Source organism: Sinomonas soli (assembly GCF_054782415.1).
Map to the genome: position 1 here is coordinate 163,891 of NZ_BAAGSN010000004.1, position 18,748 is coordinate 182,638.

14 protein-coding genes are annotated in these 18,748 nt (G+C 70.9%); 8 read left to right on the top strand and 6 right to left on the bottom strand.

Annotated elements, in window-relative coordinates:
- Nucleotides 1–3 precede the first annotated feature (3 nt).
- Nucleotides 4–243, bottom strand: a complete 240-nt coding sequence (locus tag ACYVKZ_RS04115; protein ID WP_460990754.1) for an exodeoxyribonuclease VII small subunit — start codon at nucleotides 241–243, stop codon at nucleotides 4–6.
- Complete coding sequence (gene xseA, locus ACYVKZ_RS04120; protein WP_460990755.1) at nucleotides 236–1,651, bottom strand: exodeoxyribonuclease VII large subunit; 1,416 nt, start codon at nucleotides 1,649–1,651, stop codon at nucleotides 236–238. Before xseA ends, ACYVKZ_RS04115 begins: the two co-directional genes overlap by 8 nt.
- Before the next feature lie 159 nt (nucleotides 1,652–1,810).
- Between xseA and ACYVKZ_RS04125 the strand changes: the two genes are divergently transcribed.
- Together ACYVKZ_RS04125 and ACYVKZ_RS04130 are read left to right on the top strand one after the other, a co-directional pair.
- The gene (locus tag ACYVKZ_RS04125) at nucleotides 1,811–2,644 is read left to right on the top strand and encodes a hypothetical protein (protein ID WP_460990756.1); all 834 of its coding nucleotides are present in this window, start codon (nucleotides 1,811–1,813) and stop codon (nucleotides 2,642–2,644) included.
- A gap of 10 nt (nucleotides 2,645–2,654) precedes the next feature.
- Nucleotides 2,655–3,740 carry a 4-hydroxy-3-methylbut-2-enyl diphosphate reductase gene (locus ACYVKZ_RS04130; RefSeq protein WP_066499046.1) on the top strand — a complete coding sequence of 362 codons (1,086 nt, stop codon included), beginning with the start codon at nucleotides 2,655–2,657 and terminating at the stop codon, nucleotides 3,738–3,740.
- A 354-nt stretch (nucleotides 3,741–4,094) separates the two neighbouring features.
- Here the strand turns inward: ACYVKZ_RS04130 and ACYVKZ_RS04135 are convergent, their stop codons facing one another.
- Entirely contained in the window at nucleotides 4,095–5,423 is a 1,329-nt protein-coding gene (locus ACYVKZ_RS04135; RefSeq protein ID WP_460990758.1) for a DNA recombination protein RmuC, read from the bottom strand.
- 87 nt (nucleotides 5,424–5,510) lie between these two features.
- Here ACYVKZ_RS04135 and ychF point away from each other — a divergent pair, with 87 nt between their 5' ends.
- Entirely contained in the window at nucleotides 5,511–6,596 is a 1,086-nt protein-coding gene (gene ychF, locus ACYVKZ_RS04140) for a redox-regulated ATPase YchF (RefSeq protein WP_460990760.1), read from the top strand.
- A gap of 166 nt (nucleotides 6,597–6,762) precedes the next feature.
- On the opposite strand, the gene ACYVKZ_RS04145 is transcribed toward ychF, so the two are convergent.
- Nucleotides 6,763–7,527 carry a hypothetical protein gene (locus tag ACYVKZ_RS04145; RefSeq protein WP_460990762.1) on the bottom strand — a complete coding sequence of 255 codons (765 nt, stop codon included), beginning with the start codon at nucleotides 7,525–7,527 and terminating at the stop codon, nucleotides 6,763–6,765.
- A 143-nt stretch (nucleotides 7,528–7,670) separates the two neighbouring features.
- Here ACYVKZ_RS04145 and ACYVKZ_RS04150 point away from each other — a divergent pair, with 143 nt between their 5' ends.
- The 4 genes from ACYVKZ_RS04150 to ACYVKZ_RS04165 all read left to right on the top strand — a co-directional run bounded on the left by ACYVKZ_RS04150 (nucleotide 7,671) and on the right by ACYVKZ_RS04165 (nucleotide 15,063).
- Entirely contained in the window at nucleotides 7,671–10,076 is a 2,406-nt protein-coding gene (locus ACYVKZ_RS04150; protein WP_460990763.1) for a phosphoketolase family protein, read from the top strand.
- Nucleotides 10,077–10,362: 286 nt separating this feature from the next.
- A complete protein-coding gene (locus tag ACYVKZ_RS04155) occupies nucleotides 10,363–12,135 on the top strand; it encodes an ABC transporter family substrate-binding protein (RefSeq protein WP_460990765.1) in 1,773 nt (590 codons plus the stop codon).
- Between the two features lie 188 nt (nucleotides 12,136–12,323).
- Nucleotides 12,324–13,853, top strand: a complete 1,530-nt coding sequence (locus ACYVKZ_RS04160) for an ABC transporter permease (protein WP_460990766.1) — start codon at nucleotides 12,324–12,326, stop codon at nucleotides 13,851–13,853.
- 1 nt (nucleotide 13,854) lies between these two features.
- On the top strand, nucleotides 13,855–15,063 hold the full coding sequence (locus ACYVKZ_RS04165) for an ABC transporter permease (protein ID WP_460990768.1): 1,209 nt from the start codon (nucleotides 13,855–13,857) through the stop codon (nucleotides 15,061–15,063).
- 37 nt (nucleotides 15,064–15,100) lie between these two features.
- Here the strand turns inward: ACYVKZ_RS04165 and ACYVKZ_RS04170 are convergent, their stop codons facing one another.
- On the bottom strand, nucleotides 15,101–15,727 hold the full coding sequence (locus tag ACYVKZ_RS04170) for a PH domain-containing protein (RefSeq protein ID WP_460990769.1): 627 nt from the start codon (nucleotides 15,725–15,727) through the stop codon (nucleotides 15,101–15,103).
- 94 nt (nucleotides 15,728–15,821) lie between these two features.
- Between ACYVKZ_RS04170 and ACYVKZ_RS04175 the strand changes: the two genes are divergently transcribed.
- Nucleotides 15,822–17,687: a dipeptide ABC transporter ATP-binding protein gene (locus ACYVKZ_RS04175; RefSeq protein WP_460990770.1), complete on the top strand. Its 1,866-nt coding sequence runs from the start codon at nucleotides 15,822–15,824 to the stop codon at nucleotides 17,685–17,687.
- Nucleotides 17,688–17,810: 123 nt separating this feature from the next.
- Here ACYVKZ_RS04175 and ACYVKZ_RS04180 read toward each other — a convergent pair whose 3' ends face one another.
- Nucleotides 17,811–18,698 carry an SGNH/GDSL hydrolase family protein gene (locus ACYVKZ_RS04180; RefSeq protein ID WP_460990771.1) on the bottom strand — a complete coding sequence of 296 codons (888 nt, stop codon included), beginning with the start codon at nucleotides 18,696–18,698 and terminating at the stop codon, nucleotides 17,811–17,813.
- Between the last annotated feature and the right edge of the window lie 50 nt (nucleotides 18,699–18,748).

The following is an 18,748-nucleotide window of genomic DNA, read 5'->3' on the forward strand; positions in this document are numbered from 1 at the left end:
GCTCTAGGCTTCCGTGGCCGGCCCCGCAGAGGTGCCGTCGCCGCGCGCGGCGTCCAGACGGCGTCGTGCGCCCTCGAGCCATTCCTCGCAGCGGTTGGCGAGGGCCTCGCCCCGCTCCCACAGCGCGAGCGAATCCTCCAGGCTCACGCCACCGGCCTCGAGCCGTGAGACGACCGCCACGAGCTGCTCGCGCGCCTGCTCGTAGGAGAGGTCCTCGAAGGTCTCCTTGGTGTCCTCACTCATCGGTCGGTCCTTCCTGCGGGGCTGTGGTCTGCGATGCCGCACCCTGGGGCGCGGCGGTCTGGGGTTCGGGGTGGGTGATGTCTGCGAGCTGGCCCTCGCTGCGGGCGGCGATGGTCCCGCGGGCGAGCCTGACCCTGAGCGCGGTCCCCGTGGGGGCATCCTCCGGGGCGCGCACCACCGCGGCGGCCGGGCCGTCGAGGATCTGCACGACCGAGTAGCCGCGGTCGAGGGTCTGCTGCGGCGAGAGGGCGCGGACCTGGGCGCGAAGGTGCGCTACGGCGTCGGCCGCGCGGGCGACGGCGCCGCCCACCGCCGAGCGCGAGCGCACCCTCAGGCGCTCGAGCTCCTCGTGCCGGGTGTCCACCATGGTCTCGGGCGCGGCCAGGACGGGCCGGCTCCGGATCGAGGCGAGCCGGTCCGATTCACGCTCGACGAAGAGGCGCACCTGCCGGTCGATCCGGTCGCGGCACTGGCGCACGCGCAGGAGCTCCTCGGCCACGTCCGGAACGATCCGCTTCGCCGCGTCGGTCGGGGTCGAGGCGCGCAGGTCGGCGACGTCGTCGAGGATGGGCCGGTCCGCCTCGTGCCCGATCGCGCTGACCACGGGGGTCATGGCATCGGCCACCGCCCTGACGAGCGCCTCGTTGCTGAAGGCGAGCAGGTCCTCGAGCGATCCGCCGCCGCGGGCGATCACGATCACGTCGACCTCGGGCCGGGCATCGAGCTCCTTGAGCGCCCCGAGGACCTCGGCGACCGCGTTCGTGCCCTGGACGGCGACCTCGCGCACCTCGAAGGCGACGGCGGGCCAGCGCAGGGCGGCGTTGCGCATGACGTCCTTCTTGGCGTCGGAGTCGCGGCCGGTGATGAGGCCGATCCGGTGGGGGAGGAGCGGCAGGCGCTTCTTGCGCTCCTCGGCGAAGAGCCCCTCGGCCCCGAGGGCCTGGCGCAGGTTCTCGATGCGGGCCAGCAGGTCGCCGAGCCCCACCGGGCGCATGTCCCGCACGGCCATGCTGAGCCTGCCGGTCTTGAGCCACATCTCGGGCTTGACGAGGGCCACGACGCGGGAGCCGCGCTGGACCGGCTCGCGGAGCCGGGCCATGACGGTGCCCCAGGCGGAGGCCGGCAGGGAGATCTCGGCGTCGACGTCCCGGAGCGTCATGTACGCGGTCTGGCCGCGCCGCGTCATCTCGATGACCTGCCCCTCGATCCACACGTGGGGCGAGCGCTCGATGTGCTCCTTGAGCTTGCGGGAGAGGACATGGAGCGGCCAGGGGTTCTCGGGGCTGGTGTCCGAGGCGCGCGCGGGCAGCGTGGACGCCGAGCCTTCGCCCGCCGCGTCCTGGGCCTCGTCGCCGGCCGCGCCGGCCGGGTCGGGGCGGGCGGTGCTGTTCATGGCGTCAGGGCTCATGGAATCTGGGGATGCTTCCATCTCTGCCACCATAGTTCACGACTATCACGCCCCTCCGACACTCCCGCGGCCTGCGGGTGGCTGGCCGCGGTGGTCCGGCGTCCCCGGCGGCGGCACCGGCGTCGATAGGATGGTGGCGTTGCCGACCCCGGGAAATCCATGCGCTCCGTTTTCTCCGCCCTGTCCATCCTGCTCGCCGTCGTCCTCACCGCGGCCGCAGTCCCGTCGCTGTGGATCGAGCGCAACGTCGTGGACGAGGGCGGGTTCGTCCGCCTGCTCGAACCACTGCGGAGCGATTCCGCGTTCCAGTCCGCGCTCGCGACCTCGCTCGCGACCACCGTTGCCTCTGCCTCCGGCGTTCCCCAGGCGTTCCAGCCGGCGGCGACGCGCCTGGCGAACGAGATCACCAACGGCCTGACCACGGACCCCGGCTTCCCCGCGGCCTGGGACGAGACGCTGCGCGAGAGCCACCGGCTCAACTTCACCCAGGCCGCTGCGTCGACCTCGGCGTTCACGCTCGAGCTGCGTCCCTTCGTCGATGTGCTGCTCAAGAGGCTCGGCTCGAGCCTCGGCGTGCAGGCCGGGGAGTCGCCGAGCATCCAGGTTCCGGTGGGCACGGCGCAGCAGCGCTCCTGGCTCACCGCCGCCCAGGAGGCCGCCTCGTACGCCTGGCCCCTCACGGTGGGCGCCGTGCTCGCCTTCGCGCTCGGGCTCCTCTTCGCACGACGCCGGAGGGTCGCCCTCGGGTGGTCCGGTCTGGGCCTGCTCCTGGTCGCCGCGGTGCTCGCGGCGGGGGCCTTCCTGGCCTCGGGCGTCGCCTCGGCCCAGGGCGGGTCGGGGAGTGTCGCCACCGTCTTCGCGACCCGGGCGGGGAAGCTCTTCGCCGACTCGTTCCTGCCGTGGGCAGGGGTCGTGGCCCTCGTGGGCGCGGCCTGCCTCGTTCTGGCGGCCGCGCTCGGCCTCCGTGGGCGTGCGGTCCGCGGGCGCCGGTAGCATGGAAAGCATGAGTGTCACCTCGGTTCCCCTGTCCATGCCCACGGTTCCGCGGCGGCGCCGCGCGCCTGAGGACGTGGCCGCCGCGGTTCCCGTCGCCGGCGAGAAGAAGGTCCTGCTCGCCGCCCCGCGGGGGTACTGCGCGGGGGTCGACCGGGCCGTCATCGCCGTCGAGAAGGCGCTCGAGCACTACGGCGCGCCGGTGTACGTGCGCAAGCAGATCGTCCACAACCGGCATGTGGTCGAGACCCTCGAGGAGCGCGGGGCCGTCTTCGTCGAGGAGACCGACGAGGTGCCCGAGGGCGCCCTGGTCGTCTTCTCCGCGCACGGGGTGAGCCCCGCCGTCGTGCGCTCGGCCGAGGAGCGCGGGCTGAGGACCATCGACGCCACGTGCCCGCTCGTGACCAAGGTGCACCGTGAGGCCGTCCGGTTCGCCCGGGACGACTACGAGATCCTGCTCATCGGCCACGAGGGCCACGAGGAGGTCGAGGGAACGTACGGCGAGGCCCCGGAGAACACGCAGGTGGTGAACTCTCCCGAGGAGGCCGACACCATCCAGGTCAAGGACCCGGACAAGCTCATCTGGCTCTCCCAGACCACGCTCTCCGTTGACGAGACGATGGAGACCGTCCGCCGGCTGCGCGAGCGCTTCCCCAATCTGCAGGACCCGCCCAGCGACGACATCTGCTACGCGACGTCGAACCGCCAGGCGGCGATCAAGAAGATCGCCCCGCAGGCTGACCTCGTGATCGTGGTCGGATCGGCCAATTCGTCGAACTCCGTCAGGCTCATGGAGGTGGCCCTCGAGTACGGCGCGAAGGCCGCCCACCGGGTCGACTTCGCCAACGAGGTGGACGAGTCCTGGTTCGAGGGAGTCGAGACGATCGGCCTGACCTCCGGAGCCTCTGTCCCGGACGTGCTCGTGCAGGACGTCCTGCGGCTTGCTGCCGAGTACGGGTACGGCACGGTCGAGGAGGTCGTGACCGCTGAGGAGGACATCCTGTTCTCGCTCCCCAAGGAACTGCGCGCGACCCTGCGCGACGCCGGCGACGCGAGCCGAGGCCTCGGCGGCCGAGGGCGACGTCCCCAGAGCTGACGCCGAGGTCACCCTGCAGGGAGCCGAGGTCATCCGGTGGGGCGGCGAGGTCGCCCCGTGGGAGCTCTGTCTGGTCCCACATGACGTCGCCTCGGCCCAACCTGCACTCTGAGGTTGCCGGGACCAGCCGATAGCGGCGGAAGTGCCGTTCTGTGCGAAAAGTCCCCGAGACGCGGACTTCCCGGCGAGAACGGCACTTTTCCAGGTGCCAGATGGGGGAGCGGCGTCCAGCCGGCCCGGTTTTGGGGTTCGCGAACCCCCGAGCCCCCAGCTCCCGAGCTCGGCGTGGTGCGTACGCTCGGCCGTTGAAGCCGAGGAAGCCCGCGCCTCTGCGGCGGCTCGCGGCCAACCGGCTCAGGCCGAATGTAGCCGGGAGCCGTCCTCGCCGTCCGCGATGCCGCGACCGGCATCGTCGCCGCCGTCGTTCCCCGCCGAGGAGCCTCCGAGCGTGCCCGGCAGGGCCGTGATCCCGTTGTCCTTCCACAGCTGCTCATCGAGGAGCTCGCTCGCACTCAGGACGCGCGGAGTGGTCTCGACGGGGGGCAGCTCCGGCAGGGTCTCCGGCGAGCCGAGGTCGAGGGCGCTGATCCGCCGGGCGGTCGGGAGGACCCTCGACTCGAGTGCGCCGATGAACGCGTTGTACCGTTCCACGGACCCCTTGAGGGAGGATCCGAGGCGGGCCACGTGGCCGCCCATCGTGCTCAGCCGCCCGTAGAGCTGCTGGGAGAGGTCGAACAGCTCCCGCGCATTCTCGGTGAGGAGCTCCTGCCGCCAGCCGAAGGCGACGCCCTTGAGGAGGGCCATGAGCGTTGCGGGGGACGCGAGCGCCACGTTGCGCCCGAAGGCGTAGTCGAGGAGCCCTGCGTCGGCCCGGAGCGCTTCGGCCAGGAAGGACTCCGCGGGGAGGAAGCAGACCACCAGCTCGGGGCTGGACCCGACGGCCTCCCAGTACTTCTTGCTCCCGAGCGCATCCACATGCGCCCGCAGGGCCTTGGCGTGCTCTGCGAGGTGCCGGTCCCGCTGCGCGATGCCCGCCGGGCTCTGGTCCTGCGCGTGCTCCTGGGCCTTGAGGTACGCCCCGAGCGGGACCTTGGAGTCGACGACAATCTGCTTCCCGCCCGGCAGCTGCACCACGAGGTCGGGCCGGACCGCCCCGGCCTCGCCCGAGGTGGAGACCTGCTCCGCGAAGTCCACGCGGTCGAGCATCCCCGCGGCCTCGACCACGCGGCGCAGCTGGATCTCCCCCCACGTGCCGCGGGAGGAGTTGTTCGCGAGGGCCGCCGTCAGGGCGTGCGCCGACTGCAGCAGCGCCGCATCCGAGACACGGGCATCCTGCAGCTGCTGGGAGAGCTGGCCGAACTGCTCCACCCGGTCCCGCTCGAGCACCGCGACGGCGCGCTGCACGGCACTGAGCTTCTCTGCCACGGGGGCGAGGGCGTGGAGGACCGTGTTCTCCTGCTCGTCGATGGAGGTCAGGGCGGCGTTCTGCCGCGCGAGGAGGTCCCGCTCCGCTCCGGCCGCCGCGAGCGCCGCTTCCGCCGACGCGAGCCGCGACTGCAGCGCGGGGAGGTCGCCGCCGTCGTGCGCGGACTGCCGCCGCTGCCGCGCGGCCCCGGCCAGCGCCCCGAGCACGAAGGCGAGCAGCGCCACGAGCACCATCACGAGAATCTGCGTTCCGTCCATGGCCCCACTGTTGCACGGGCCACCGACAATCCTCGGCGGCGGCTCCCCGCCGGGTGCCGGCACCCCGCGCCGGTATGATGGATGACCGTGGCTCTCACTATCGGAATCGTCGGTCTCCCCAACGTCGGCAAGTCGACGCTCTTCAACGCCCTCACCCGCAACCAGGTCCTCGCGGCGAACTACCCGTTCGCCACGATCGAGCCGAACGTGGGTGTGGTGAGCCTCCCGGACCCGCGCCTGGACAAGCTCGCCGAGATCTTCGGCAGCGCCCGCATCCTCCCCGCGACGGTCTCCTTCGTCGACATCGCCGGCATCGTCAAGGGCGCCTCCGAGGGCGAGGGCCTCGGCAACCAGTTCCTCGCGAACATCCGCGAGGCGCAGGCGATCGCCCAGGTCATCCGCGTCTTCGACGACCCCGACGTGGTCCACGTGGACGGCAAGGTGGACCCGCGCTCCGACATGGAGACCATCAACACCGAGCTCATCCTCGCCGACCTCCAGACCATCGAGAAGGCCCTTCCGCGCGTCGAGAAGGAAGTCAAGATCAAGAAGCGCGAGGCCGCCGAGCTCGCCGCCATCGAGGCCGCGAAGAAGGTCCTCGAGCGCGGCGACACGATCTTCTCCGCCATCGCCTCCGACAAGCTCGACATGGAGCACCTCAAGGAGCTCAACCTCCTGACCGCCAAGCCCTTCATCTACGTCTTCAACGCGGACGAGGGCATCCTGGGCAGCCCGGAGAAGCAGGCCGAGCTGCGCGCGCTCGTCGCCCCGGCCGACGCGATCTTCCTCGACGCCAAGCTCGAGGCGGACCTCGTCGAGCTCTCCGAGGAGGAAGCCCGCGAGATGCTCGAGATGAACGGGCAGGACGAGTCCGGCCTGGACCAGCTCGCCCGCGTCGGCTTCCACACCCTCGGACTGCAGACCTACCTCACCGCCGGCCCGAAGGAGGCCCGCGCCTGGACCATCCGCCGGGGCGACACCGCCCCGCAGGCCGCCGGTGTGATCCACTCCGACTTCCAGCGCGGCTTCATCAAGGCCGAGGTGGTGCACTTCGAGGACCTCGTCAGCGCCGGCTCGATGGGCGAGGCGAAGGCCCGCGGCAAGGTCCGGATCGAGGGCAAGGACTACGTGATGGCCGACGGCGACGTGGTGGAGTTCCGCTTCAACGTCTAGCCCCTGGACGGGCTGCTGCCGCGCGAAGCGGCGGTGGCAGTGCCGGCTGCGCCCCGGTGTCTTGTGACATCGGTCCGGCCTGCCACCGCCGTCTGGCCCTTACCCAGACGGCGCCAGCGTGAACGCACCGATTCCTCCCGGCGGCCCTGGCCAGCGGGGCGCAGCCTCATGCTCCCCACGGCAGGGCAGCCGGAACCGGTGCCCGCTGCGCGATGACCGGTGCGAGCGCCTGCGGATCCAGGGTCCGCTGCGCCCGGACGGCCTCGGCGTAGAGGCGTGGCTGGTGGAGGTGCTCGCGGGCGAACCCGGTCACGGGGTCGCCGGGCTCGCCGGCGCTGGCCAGCCGCTGCGGCGCGTCGGGGCATCCCGCGGCGAGCGAGAAGGCCATGAGGAATGCGCCGGCCCGCTCACGCAGGTCCCGATCCGCGGTCAGGTAGTCGGTCGTGACGAGGGGCGCGGTTCCGTCCTCGCCCAACTCGTCGCCCAGATCGGCTGGCGCCTCGCCGGTCTCGAAGGCGGTGAGCGCGATCGGCAGCGTCCTCTCCCGCAGCCCGAGGCCGTCCTCGGTCCCGCTGACGGCATCGAGTACCTCCCGGTAGGCAAGGGCGTTGGCAACGTCTGCCTTCAGGGCGGCGCAGGCGGACCGGAGGGCCGCCCAGTCCCGTCCGCGGATGTCCCGGTAGTCCTCGACCGCGGCGGCGAGCGTCTCCACCGCAGTGCCGAGGTGGTGCCGGGCGGCCCGCGCTGCCTGGGGGAAGTCCGCCACCAGCAGGTGGACCGCCGCGTCGGGGAGGAGGCCGAGCGCAGTCATCGAGGTGGGCTCGTCAGTCGGCCAGAAGGTCCCGTCGAACCGCAGCAGCGTCCCCGTCTCGGGGTCCGAGAGCGGACAGAGCAGGGACAGGGCAGCGCGGTAGTCCGGAGCATCGCTCATGGTGTCACCGTTCCCGGAAGGCGGAGCGGGCAAACCGGCGGCCCCGACCCCGGACACGGGCAGCCAAGCTCGCTAGGCTGGCAGGGACCGGCCGCGGGCGCCAGGCGTCCCGCGGAAGCCGACGCCGAAGGCGAGCCCGAGCCATGACAGCCACCGACGCAGCAACGACCCTCACCGACGAGCGCCTCGAGGACCTCCACCGCTGGTGGCGCGCGGCGAACTACCTCTCGGTGGGCCAGATCTACCTCCGGGACAACCCGCTCCTGCGGGAGCCGCTCGAATCCGCCCACGTCAAGGCGCGCCTGCTGGGCCACTGGGGGACCACCACCGGGCTGAACTTCATCTACGCCCACCTGAACCGGGCCATCATCGAGCGCGACCAGTCGATGCTGTTCGTCACCGGCCCGGGCCATGGCGGCCCGGCCAACGTCGCTAACGCCTACCTCGAGGGCAGCTACTCGGAGATCTACACGCGCTTCGGCGACGACGAGGAGTCCCTCCGGGAGCTCTTCCGGCAGTTCTCCTACCCCGGGGGCATCCCGAGCCACGCGGCACCGGAGACACCGGGCTCGATCAGCGAGGGCGGCGAGCTGGGCTACTCGCTCGCGCACGCGTTCGGTGCCGCGTTCGACAACCCCGACCTCGTGGTCGCCTGCGTGGTCGGCGACGGCGAGGCCGAGACGGGGCCGCTGGCCACGAGCTGGCAGTCGACCGCCTTCCTCGACCCGGTCCGGGACGGCGCGGTCCTGCCGATCCTGCACCTGAACGGGTTCAAGATCGCCAACCCCACCGTCCTGGCCCGGCGCCCCGAGGAGCAGGTGCGCAAGTACTTCGAGGGGCTCGGCTACGCCCCGCGCTTCGTGACGGTCGCCGACCCCTCGGCGCAGGCCCAGGCGCACCGGGACTTCGCGGCCGCTCTCGACGACTGCCTCGAGGAGATCGCCGCGATCCAGCGCCGCGCGCGCGAGGCGGGGGAGCGCCAGGCCGACTCCACGCCGGAGCCCTGGCCCATGATCGTCTTCCGCTCCCCGAAGGGCTGGACGGGGCCGGCCGTCGTGGACGGGAAGCCGGTCGAGGGCACATGGCGCGCCCACCAGGTGCCGCTGAGCGCAGTCCATGAGAACCCCGAGCACCTGGCCCAGCTCGAGGCGTGGATGCGCTCCTACCGCCCGGAGGAGCTCTTCACGCACGACGGCGCCCGCTCGCCCGAGCTGGGCAGGCTCGCCCCGCGCGGGGACCGCCGCATGAGCGCCACGCCCCACGCCAACGGCGGCCGGCTGCTGCGGGACCTGCGCCTGCCCGAGCAGGAGGCGCACATGATCCCGGTGGAGGCGCCCGGCGTCGTCCGAGCGGGGGCGATGGGCAACCTCGGCGGGTGGCTGCGGGAGGTGATCCGCGCGAACCCCACGGACTTCCGGCTGTTCGGCCCGGACGAGACGGCCTCGAACCGGCTGCAGGACGTCTACGGGGCCACGGACAAGGTGTGGCAGGAGCGGATCGAGGACGTGGACGAGCACCTGGCGCGCGCCGGCCGGGTCATGGAGGTCCTCAGCGAGCACCTGTGCCAGGGGTGGCTCGAGGGCTACCTGCTGACCGGCCGGCACGGCGTCTTCACCTCCTACGAGGCGTTCGTGCACATTGTCGACTCGATGTTCAACCAGCACGCAAAGTGGCTCAAGGTCCATCGCGAGCTGCCCTGGCGCATGCCCGTGGCCTCGCTGACGTACCTGCTCTCGAGCCACGTGTGGCAGCAGGACCACAACGGCTTCTCGCACCAGGACCCGGGCTTCATCGACCACGTGGTCAACAAGAAGGCCGAGGTGGTGCGCGTGTACCTCCCGGTGGACGCGAACACGCTCGTGTCGACGATGGACCACTGCCTGCGCAGCCGCGACTACGTCAACGTGGTCGTGGCCGGGAAGGCGCCGGCGCTGCAGTGGTTCGGGCCGGAGGAGGCCCGGCTGCACTGCGCACGGGGGATCGGGATCCTGGACTTCGCCGGGAACGAGGTCCCCGGCCAGGAGCCGGACGTGGTGCTCGGGTGCGCCGGAGACGTCCCGACAGCCGAGGCGGTGGCCGCGGCGCAGATGCTGCGCCGCGATCTGCCGGACCTGAAGGTCCGGGTGGTCAACGCCGTGGACCTCATGCGCCTGCAGGACGAGCGCGAGCACCCGCACGGCCTGCCTGACCGGGAGTTCGACGCCCTGTTCACGACCGACCGGCCCGTCGTCTTCGCCTACCACGGCTACCCGTGGCTCATCCACCGCCTCACCTACCGCCGCACGAACCACCGCAACCTGCACGTGCGCGGCTACGTCGAGGAGGGCACGACGACGACCCCGTTCGACATGGCGATGCTGAACCGGATCGACCGGTTCCATCTGGCGATCGACGTCCTCGACCGGGTGCCCGGCCTCGCCGAGCGCTGCGCGGGCCTGCGCCAGCGGTACCAGGACGAGCTCGCCCGGGCCCGGGCGTACACGCGTGAGTTCGGCGACGATCCCGCGCCGATCCGCGACTGGGCCCTCGGCGGCGCCGGCGCCGAGTGATTGACAGCGGCCCGGCGCGGCGACGCAACGCTTCCCCCGGCAGCCCGCGACCGATTGGGAAACGCCAATCGCGGGCAGCATACGAGACCCGCGCCCCCAGAACCTGAAAGATATGTTGCATCTTGATAACGAGGCTGATCTGAAACGGAACTTTCGTAGCCACCCCGCTCGGCGGCGGGCTAGTCTGTCGGTCATGTGAGGCGCGCCACGCCATCCGCTGGGGAAGGCGGGCCCGCCTGCGGCCGGGCTTCCGGCACACGTCTACAGAAGCACTAGAGGAGGCGGAATGCGTTTCGGGCGTATTTCCAAGGCGGTGGGTGTCACCGCGGTTGCTGCGGTCGCGCTCAGCGCCTGCGCGACCCAGGGCGGCGGTTCGAACACCAGCACCGCATCGGCCGGCGCCAAGCAGGGGGGTACCGTCACGGTCGTCGAGGTGAACGCGTTCAACACGTTCAACTCGAACACGGCTGACGGCAACACCGACATCAACTCGAAGATCAGCTACCCGACGCACTCGGGGTTCTACTACATCGACAACAAGCTGAACGTCGTCCACAACGACAAGTTCGGCAAGCTCGAGAAGGTCTCGGACAGCCCGCTCACCGTCAAGTACACGATCAACGACGGTGTGAAGTGGTCCGACGGCACGCCCGTCACCGCGTACGACGTCGCGCTCCAGTGGGCGGCGGCCTCGGGCTGGTACGACGATGCCAACCCCAAGGCCAAGACCGGAACGTCCTACTTCTCGACGGCCGGTGACACCACGGGCCTGAACAACACGGAGTTCCCGGAGGTGTCCTCCGACGGCAAGTCGATGACCCTCAAGTACACCAAGCCGTTCGCCGACTGGGAGATCGCGCTCGGCTCGGTCGTGGACATCCCCTCGAACGTGGTCGCGAAGCACGCTGGCCTGTCCGACGGCAAGGCGCTCTACGACCTCATGAAGGGCATGCAGAAGGGCGACCCCGCGAAGCCGCAGCCGGCGAACGAGACGCTCAAGAAGGCCGCCGACTTCTACAACACGGGCTTCGACACCAAGACGCTCCCGAGCGACACGAGCCTGTTCCTCTCGAACGGCCCGTTCATCGTCAAGGACATCGTGCCGGACCAGTCGATGACGCTCGTCCGGAACAAGGACTACAACTGGGGCCCGACCCCGAACGTCGACTCGATCGTCGTCCGGTACATCGGCTCGGCTCCCGCCCAGGTCCAGGCCCTCAAGAACGGCGAGGCGGACATCATCGCCCCGCAGGCCTCGGCCGACACGGTCGAGCAGCTCAAGGCGATCCCGGGCGTCACGGTCGACCAGGGCAACCAGCTCTCCTACGACCACATCGACCTGAACTACTCGGGCCCGCTGGCCGACAAGGATGTGCGCACCGCGTTCATGCTGACGGTCCCGCGCCAGGACATCGTCGACAAGATCATCAAGAAGCTCGATCCGAACGCCAAGCCGCTCGACTCGCAGATCTTCGTCCCGCAGCAGGCGGCCTACGCGGACAGCGTGAAGAGCAACGGCTCGGCTGACTTCCAGCAGGTCAACATCGACAAGGCCAAGCAGCTCCTTGCCGGCAAGACCCCGACGATCCGCATCATGTACAACAAGGACAACCCGAACCGCGTCGACGCCTACACCCTCATCGCCGCCAGCGCGACGAAGGCCGGGTTCAAGATCGTCGACGGCGGCCTGGGCGCCTCCGACTGGGGCAAGGCCCTCGGCAAGGGCGGCTACGACGCCACGATCTTCGGCTGGATCAACCCTGGCGTCGGCGTCTCCGGCGTCCCGCAGATCTTCAAGACCGGCAACGGCTCGAACTTCAACGGGTTCTCCGATCCGGCGGCCGACCAGCTCATGGACCAGCTCATCCAGACCACGGACCAGAGCAAGCAGGTCGACCTCGAGAAGCAGATCGACCAGAAGATCTGGGCCTCCTCGTACGGCCTGCCGCTGTTCCAGTCCGTGGGGGTGGACGCCTACAGCGACAAGGTCACCGGCGTGAAGTACATGCCGAACCAGACCGGTGTCTGGTGGAACTTCTGGGAGTGGGCTACCAAGTAGCCCCTTCCGAGTTCTGATGCGCAGCGGAGCGCCGGGACCGAGCTCGTGGGTCCCGGCGCTTCGCAGCGCCCCCGGCAGATCCCGCCACCTGCCGTCGGGCGCCGCGCCGAACGCGTGGCGAAGCCGACGGCCCCCCAGCGTCGCCCCGCATCCTTCCGGGGCGGACCATATTAGAGGTACAAGACAACATGGTGACTTACGTCGTCCGGCGCCTCATCACCGCAGCACTGATCCTTCTCGGAGCGTCCTTCCTGGTGTACATCCTCACCGCGCTCTCCGGGGATCCGCTAGCGGAGTTCCGCGCCAGCTCTGCCCCCAACGCCGCGCAGCTCATGCAGTCGCGCTCCCAGCTCCTGGATCTGGACACGCCCGCGCCCATCCGCTACTTCAAGTGGCTCGGCGGCGCCGCGGGCTGTCTCGTCGGCCAGTGCGACCTCGGCAAGAACCTCGCGGGCCAGCCGGTCACGCAGGCGCTCGGCCAGGCCCTCGTCCAGACCCTGACCCTCGTCACGGGTGCCACGATCCTCGCCATCCTCATCGGTGTCGCGCTCGGCATCATCACCGCCCTGCGGCAGTACAGCGCGCTCGACTACGGCGTGACGTTCATGGCCTTCCTCTTCTTCTCCCTGCCCATCTTCTGGGTCGCCGTCCTGCTCAAGGAGTACGGCGCCATCGGGTTCAACAACTTCCTGGCGCACCCCACCATCCCGCTCCCGGTGGCGCTCGGCATCGGGCTCGTCTTCGGGATCGTCACCGCGATCGCAGCCGGCGGCGCTGCACGGCGGCGGGCGATCGTCGGGGCCATCGTGTTCGCGTTCATCACCCTCGTCCTCGTGATCGCTGACCTCACCCAGTGGTTCCGGTTCCCGGGCCTGGGCCTCGGCGTGATCCTCATCGCGGGCGTCGGCATCGCGTTCGGCGTGACGGTCCTCGCGGCCGGCCTGCAGAACCGCCGCGCCCTCTACGCGGGGCTGACCACGGTGGTCGTCGGCGCGATCCTCTACTTCCCCATCCAGCCGCTGCTGGACGTCGCCACGCCGCTGATGGTCATCATCCTCGCGGTCATCACCGTGGCCGTCGGCCTCGCCGCGGGCTCCTTCTGGGGCGGCTACGACCGCGGCCAGGGGATGCGGGTCGGGGCGATCACGGCGTTCATCGTGGCCGGGCTGATCATGCTCGACCGCTTCATGCAGTCGTGGCCCGCCTACTTCGACAGCAGCAAGATCCGCGGCCGCCCGGTCGCCACGATCGGTGCCTCCACGCCGAACCTCCAGGGCGACTTCTGGACCTCGGGGATCGACTCGTTCACGCACCTCATTCTCCCCACGGTGGCCCTCATCCTGGTCTCCCTCGCGAGCTACACGCGCTACACGCGCTCCTCGATGCTCGAAGTCATGAATATGGACTACATCCGCACCGCCCGCGCCAAGGGTGTGAGCGAGCGCAGCGTCGTCATGCGCCACGCCTTCCGCAACGCCCTCATCCCGATCGCCACCGTGGTCGCGCTGGACATCGGCCAGCTGATCGGCGGCGCCGTGATCACCGAGACGGTCTTCTCGGTGCGGGGGATGGGCTTCATGTTCCTGGACGGCATCTCGCACGTGGACCCGAACCCCGTCATGGGCGTGTTCCTGTGCGTGGCCATCACCGCCCTCGTCTTCAATCTCATCGCGGACCTCGTGTACTCCGCGCTCGATCCTCGCGTTAGGGTGAAGTGACATGAGCCAGCAGTCTCAGCAGCAGGAGACCGTGGCCGGCACCCCGGCCCCCATCCGGCAGAGCGAGCCGGCTGCGGGCGTCGAGCCCGTCATCGAGGCCAAGGGCCTCAGCCTCGGCCAGATCGTCCGCAAGCGCTTCTTCGGCCACACCGGCGCGCTCATCGGCCTGATCGTGTTCGCGGTCATCTTCATCCTCGCCTTCTCCTCCGAAGGCTGGGGGCCCATTCCGGGCTGGTGGAAGTTCCAGCACGACCAGGTCACCCCGCTCGTCAACGACGGCACCCCCACGTGGACACTCGCGCCGTTCAGCTTCGGCGACCACCCGTTCGGCCAGGACAGGATCGGCCGCGACCTGTTCGCGATGACGATGCGCGGCGCCCAGCAGTCGATCATCATCATGATCATCATCGGCGTCGTCGCCGGGATCATCGGGGTCGTGGTCGGTGCCCTCGCCGGCTACTTCCGCGGCTGGGCCGAGGCGGTCCTGATGCGCCTCACCGACATCATCATCATCATCCCGGTCCTGCTCCTCGCGGCCGTCATGTCCCAGACGGCAGGCCGCCGCGACTCGGGCAGCTGGTTCGCCCAGTTCGCAGCGAGCAACGGCGTCGTGGTGCTCGGCATCTTCCTCGGCCTCGTCGTGTGGGTGGGCCTCGCCCGCCTCGTGCGCGGTGAGTTCCTGTCGCTGCGCGAGCGCGAGTTCGTCGACGCGGCGCGGATCTCGGGTGCCTCGAACGCGCGGATCATCTTCAAGCACATCCTGCCCAACGCGGTGGGCGTCGTGATCGTCAACGGCACGCTCATCATGTCCTCCGCGATCCTCCTCGAGACCGCGCTGTCCTACCTGGGCGTCGGCGTCAAGGCGCCGGACACCTCGCTCGGCCTGCTCATCTCCCAGAACCAGGAGGCGTTCTCGACGAGGCCGTGGCTGTTCTGGTGGCCGGGCCTGTTCATCGTGCTCATCTGCCTGTGCATCAACTTCATCGGCGACGGCCTGCGCGACGCGTTCGACCCGCGCCAGAAGAAGTTCAACGCCAAGAAGGCCAAGGCGCGCAGCACCCACGCCAGCGCGGGCACCGAGGTCGCCCCGGCCGCGGGCCTGGACGTCGGGGAGGGCGTGAGCTCCGTCTCCGGCTACGTCCCCGACAGCGAGGCCTTCGGCGGCGCCCCCGAGCGGCGGACCGAGGACCCGAGCGGCAGGAACGGCTGACGTGCGCGCCCTGACGGCCCTGAGCCCGCCCCCGGGCTCAGGCCAGGAGCGTCACCGCAGCGGCTGCCGCGAGGACCATGCCCAGCGCCAGGATCGCCCACTCCACCCGGTGGGACACCGGGGTCTCGTCCGCGCGGCCGGCGGCCACCGCCCCGCGCTCCATGAGCTCGGCCCAGCGGCGGCGGACGAGGATGGCCGCCTGGCCGGAGACCGTGTTGCCCAGGTCGCCGGGACGGACCGTGTGCTCAGGGCCGTAGCTGCTCTCGGGCAGTCCGGTCAGGTGCTCCGGCTGGGCCCGGCGGGCGCCGAGCGCTCCGGGCGCCGGTGCGGCCCACGCGGCGAAGCGGCCCCGGGCCGTGCCGAGCGTGAGGGCGTACTTCGTGTCGACGTAGGCCAGCGCCTCCCATGGCACCCCGATGCGCCGGGCCGGGTTGACGAGCTCGACGCCGGCGTCGCTCACCACGACGGCGGGGCGCCAGAACAGCGCCCAGCCCGCGTACGCCATGAGGGCGAGCGGGGCCACGAAGCGCAGGCCGGGCCATCCAGCCTGGGCGAGCGTGACCACGAGCCCCAGCGCGGCGAGCGCCCACAGCAGGAGGGCCAGCAGCCTGTTGCTGCGGGCCCGGTAGACGTCGGTCTGGCCGGCATGGTGCATCGTGCTCATGCCCCCCATGATGCAGGACGTCGGATCGAATGCAGGATTCCGCTCCCCGAGCCGAGGCGCTCGGGCGGGGCGGCGGACGGAAGGAACCACAACCATGGCTGAGAACCTCGGCACCGCGGGCGCGCCCCGCAGGTCCAGGACCAGGGGAGAGAAGGTCGCTGCAGACCTCGTGAAGGGCCAGAAGGTCCTCGAGGTCAGCGACCTGAGCGTCGACTTCGGGGTCGAGAAGGAGTGGGTCCCCGCCGCGATCGGCCTCAACTACGAGGTCAAGGCCGGCGAGGTCCTCGCCATCGTCGGCGAATCGGGCTCGGGCAAGTCGGCCAGCTCGATGGCGCTCCTCGGCCTGCTGCCCTCCAACAGCAGGGTCTCGGGCAGCGTCAAGCTCATGGGCAAGGAGCTCATGGGCAAGGACCGCGTGTCGGCGACGCGCAGCGTGCGCGGCAACGACGTCGCGGTGATCTTCCAGGAGCCGATGACCGCGCTCAACCCCGTGTACACGATCGGCAACCAGATCGTGGAGACCATCCGGCTCCACAGCGCGGTGTCCCCGGACGAGGCCAAGGCCAAGGCGATCAAGATGCTCGAGCTCGTCGAGCTGCCCGATCCGGTGAAGGCCTTCAAGTCCTACCCGCACCAGCTTTCCGGCGGACAGCGCCAGCGCGCCATGATCGCCCAGTCGCTCTCCTGCGACCCGAAGCTGCTCATCGCCGACGAGCCGACCACGGCCCTCGATGTGACGGTGCAGGCCGAGATCCTCGACCTCATGCGCCACCTCAAGGACAAGCTCAACAGTGCCGTGATCCTGATCACGCACGACATGGGCGTGGTCGCCGACCTCGCCGACCGGATCGCTGTGATGCGGCGCGGCCTGATTGTCGAGACGGGCTCGGCCGAGGAGATCTTCCACCGCCCGCAGCACCCCTACACCCAGGCGCTGCTCGCCGCGGTCCCGCACCTCGGGCAAGGCGGGGAGGGCACCGCGGACGACGTCGACATCACGGCGGCGCTCGCCGCGGCCACCGGCGCCGAGCTCGAGGCGGTCGACGCGGCCGAGCTCGCCGCCCGCGAACGGGAGAACGAGCGCGCGCTGGCGGCCCACGCCGCCGCCGCAGCGGAGCGCGGGGAACCGGTCCTGTTCCTCGAGAACGTCGCAATCGAGTACCCCAAGCAGGGTCGGGTCGCGGCCTTCCGCGCCGTCGAGGGCGCGAACCTGACCGTCTATCCCGGCCAGGTCGTGGGACTCGTGGGGGAGTCGGGCTCGGGCAAGACGACGATCGGCCGGGCCGCCGTCGGGCTGCTCCCGGTCGCGGAGGGCTCGCTCAAGGTCACGGGGCGCGAGATCTCGAACCTGAAGAAGAACTCGAAGGAGCTCCACGAGATCCGGCGCTCGGTGGGCATGGTGTTCCAGGACCCGTCGTCCTCGCTCAACCCCCGCCTGCCGATCGGCGAGTCCATCGGTGAGCCGATGTTCCTTGCCGGCGTGGCGAAGGGTGCCGAGCTCCAGAAGAGGGTCGAGGTGCTCCTCGACCAGGTCGAGCTCCCGCGGGGGTACCGCAACCGGTACCCGCACGAGCTCTCGGGCGGTCAGAAGCAGCGTGTGGGCATCGCCCGTGCGCTCTCCCTCAAGCCCAAGCTCATGGTGGCCGACGAGCCCACCTCGGCCCTCGACGTGTCGGTCCAGGCGAAGGTGCTGGAGCTGTTCCAGGGGCTTCAGAAGGAGCTCGGGTTCGCGTGCCTCTTCGTCACCCATGACCTCGCCGTGATCGATGTGCTCGCCGACTACATCTGCGTCATGCAGCGCGGCCGGATCGTCGAGCAGGGCCTGCGCGATGCGATCCTGCGCAACCCGCAGGAGGCGTACACGCAGCGCCTGCTCGCCGCGGTCCCGCTGCCAGACCCGGAGAAGCAGCGCGAGCGGCGCGAACTGCGCGAGCTGCTCGCCACGAGCGGCATCGACTGACGCGGCCGTCCCGCCCGGGACGCCCACGACGACGGAGGGGAGCCGACCGCTGGCAGGCTCCCCTCCGTCGTCGTCCGCCGCCGCCACCGCTCCCCCGAGGGGAGGGCGTCCGCAGCCGGCCCGCTACGTGATGGCCATGCCCAGCTTCCGCAGCGCCGCCGTGAGCACCGGGGCGAGCCGGGCGCGGCCGGCCGGCTTGAGGTGGACGCCGTCCGCGAGCTGGCTCTTGAGGTGGTAGCGGGAGATCCAGTCGCCGCAGCTGATGAACGGGACGCCGAGCCCGTCGGCCGTGCGCCGCAGCAGGGTGTCGACGCGGGTGCGGCGCCCGCCGCCGTCGGCGGCCGCCTTCGCGAGCGTGCCCACCATGACGATCCGCGACCCGGGGTAGGTGCGGCGCAGCTCGGCGACGAGGCTCTTGGCGCCGGCGGCGATGGCCGCGTTGCCCGACCCGCGGGAGGCGTCGTTCCCGCCGCCCTCGACGACCACGAGGCGGGGGCTCCCCGCCGGCAGCCGCCAGTCCCCGCGCCGCAGCGCCTCCACGTAGGCATGCGCCCGCCGGTTGCCCACCGAGTAGCCCGTGCCGCCGGCGCCCGCGAAGTACACCGAGTATCCGGCGCCCCGGAGGCCGCCGCGCACCCAGCTGTCCTGGGGGGCGGACTGCGAGTCACCGATGAGCACGGCCGTGCGGGAGAGGTCCCCGAGGACCGGCTCGACGCGCTGGGTGAGCGGGTCCACCCAGAGCGAGCCGAGCGGGAGGTACCGTGCGGGCGTGAGCCGCCGCGGCGTCGTCGTGCGCGGGTAGAGGACGAGCGGCGCCGTGCCGAAGAGGACCGGTCCCGGATTCCCCACGTACCGCGCCGGAGCCGGGGGCTGCGGGGCGGCGGCGGGGAGCTGCGGGGCGGCAGACGGCGCCGGGAGGACCTGCGAGGCCTCGCAGCCGGTGAGGAGCACGGCCAGCGCCACCAGCAGGGCCGTGGCCGAGCGGCTCGCGCGACGTGGGGCTCGGTCCATGCCTGTCCTTTGTGAGAGTCGATCGTCACTATCATGGGGCGCTCAGGGCC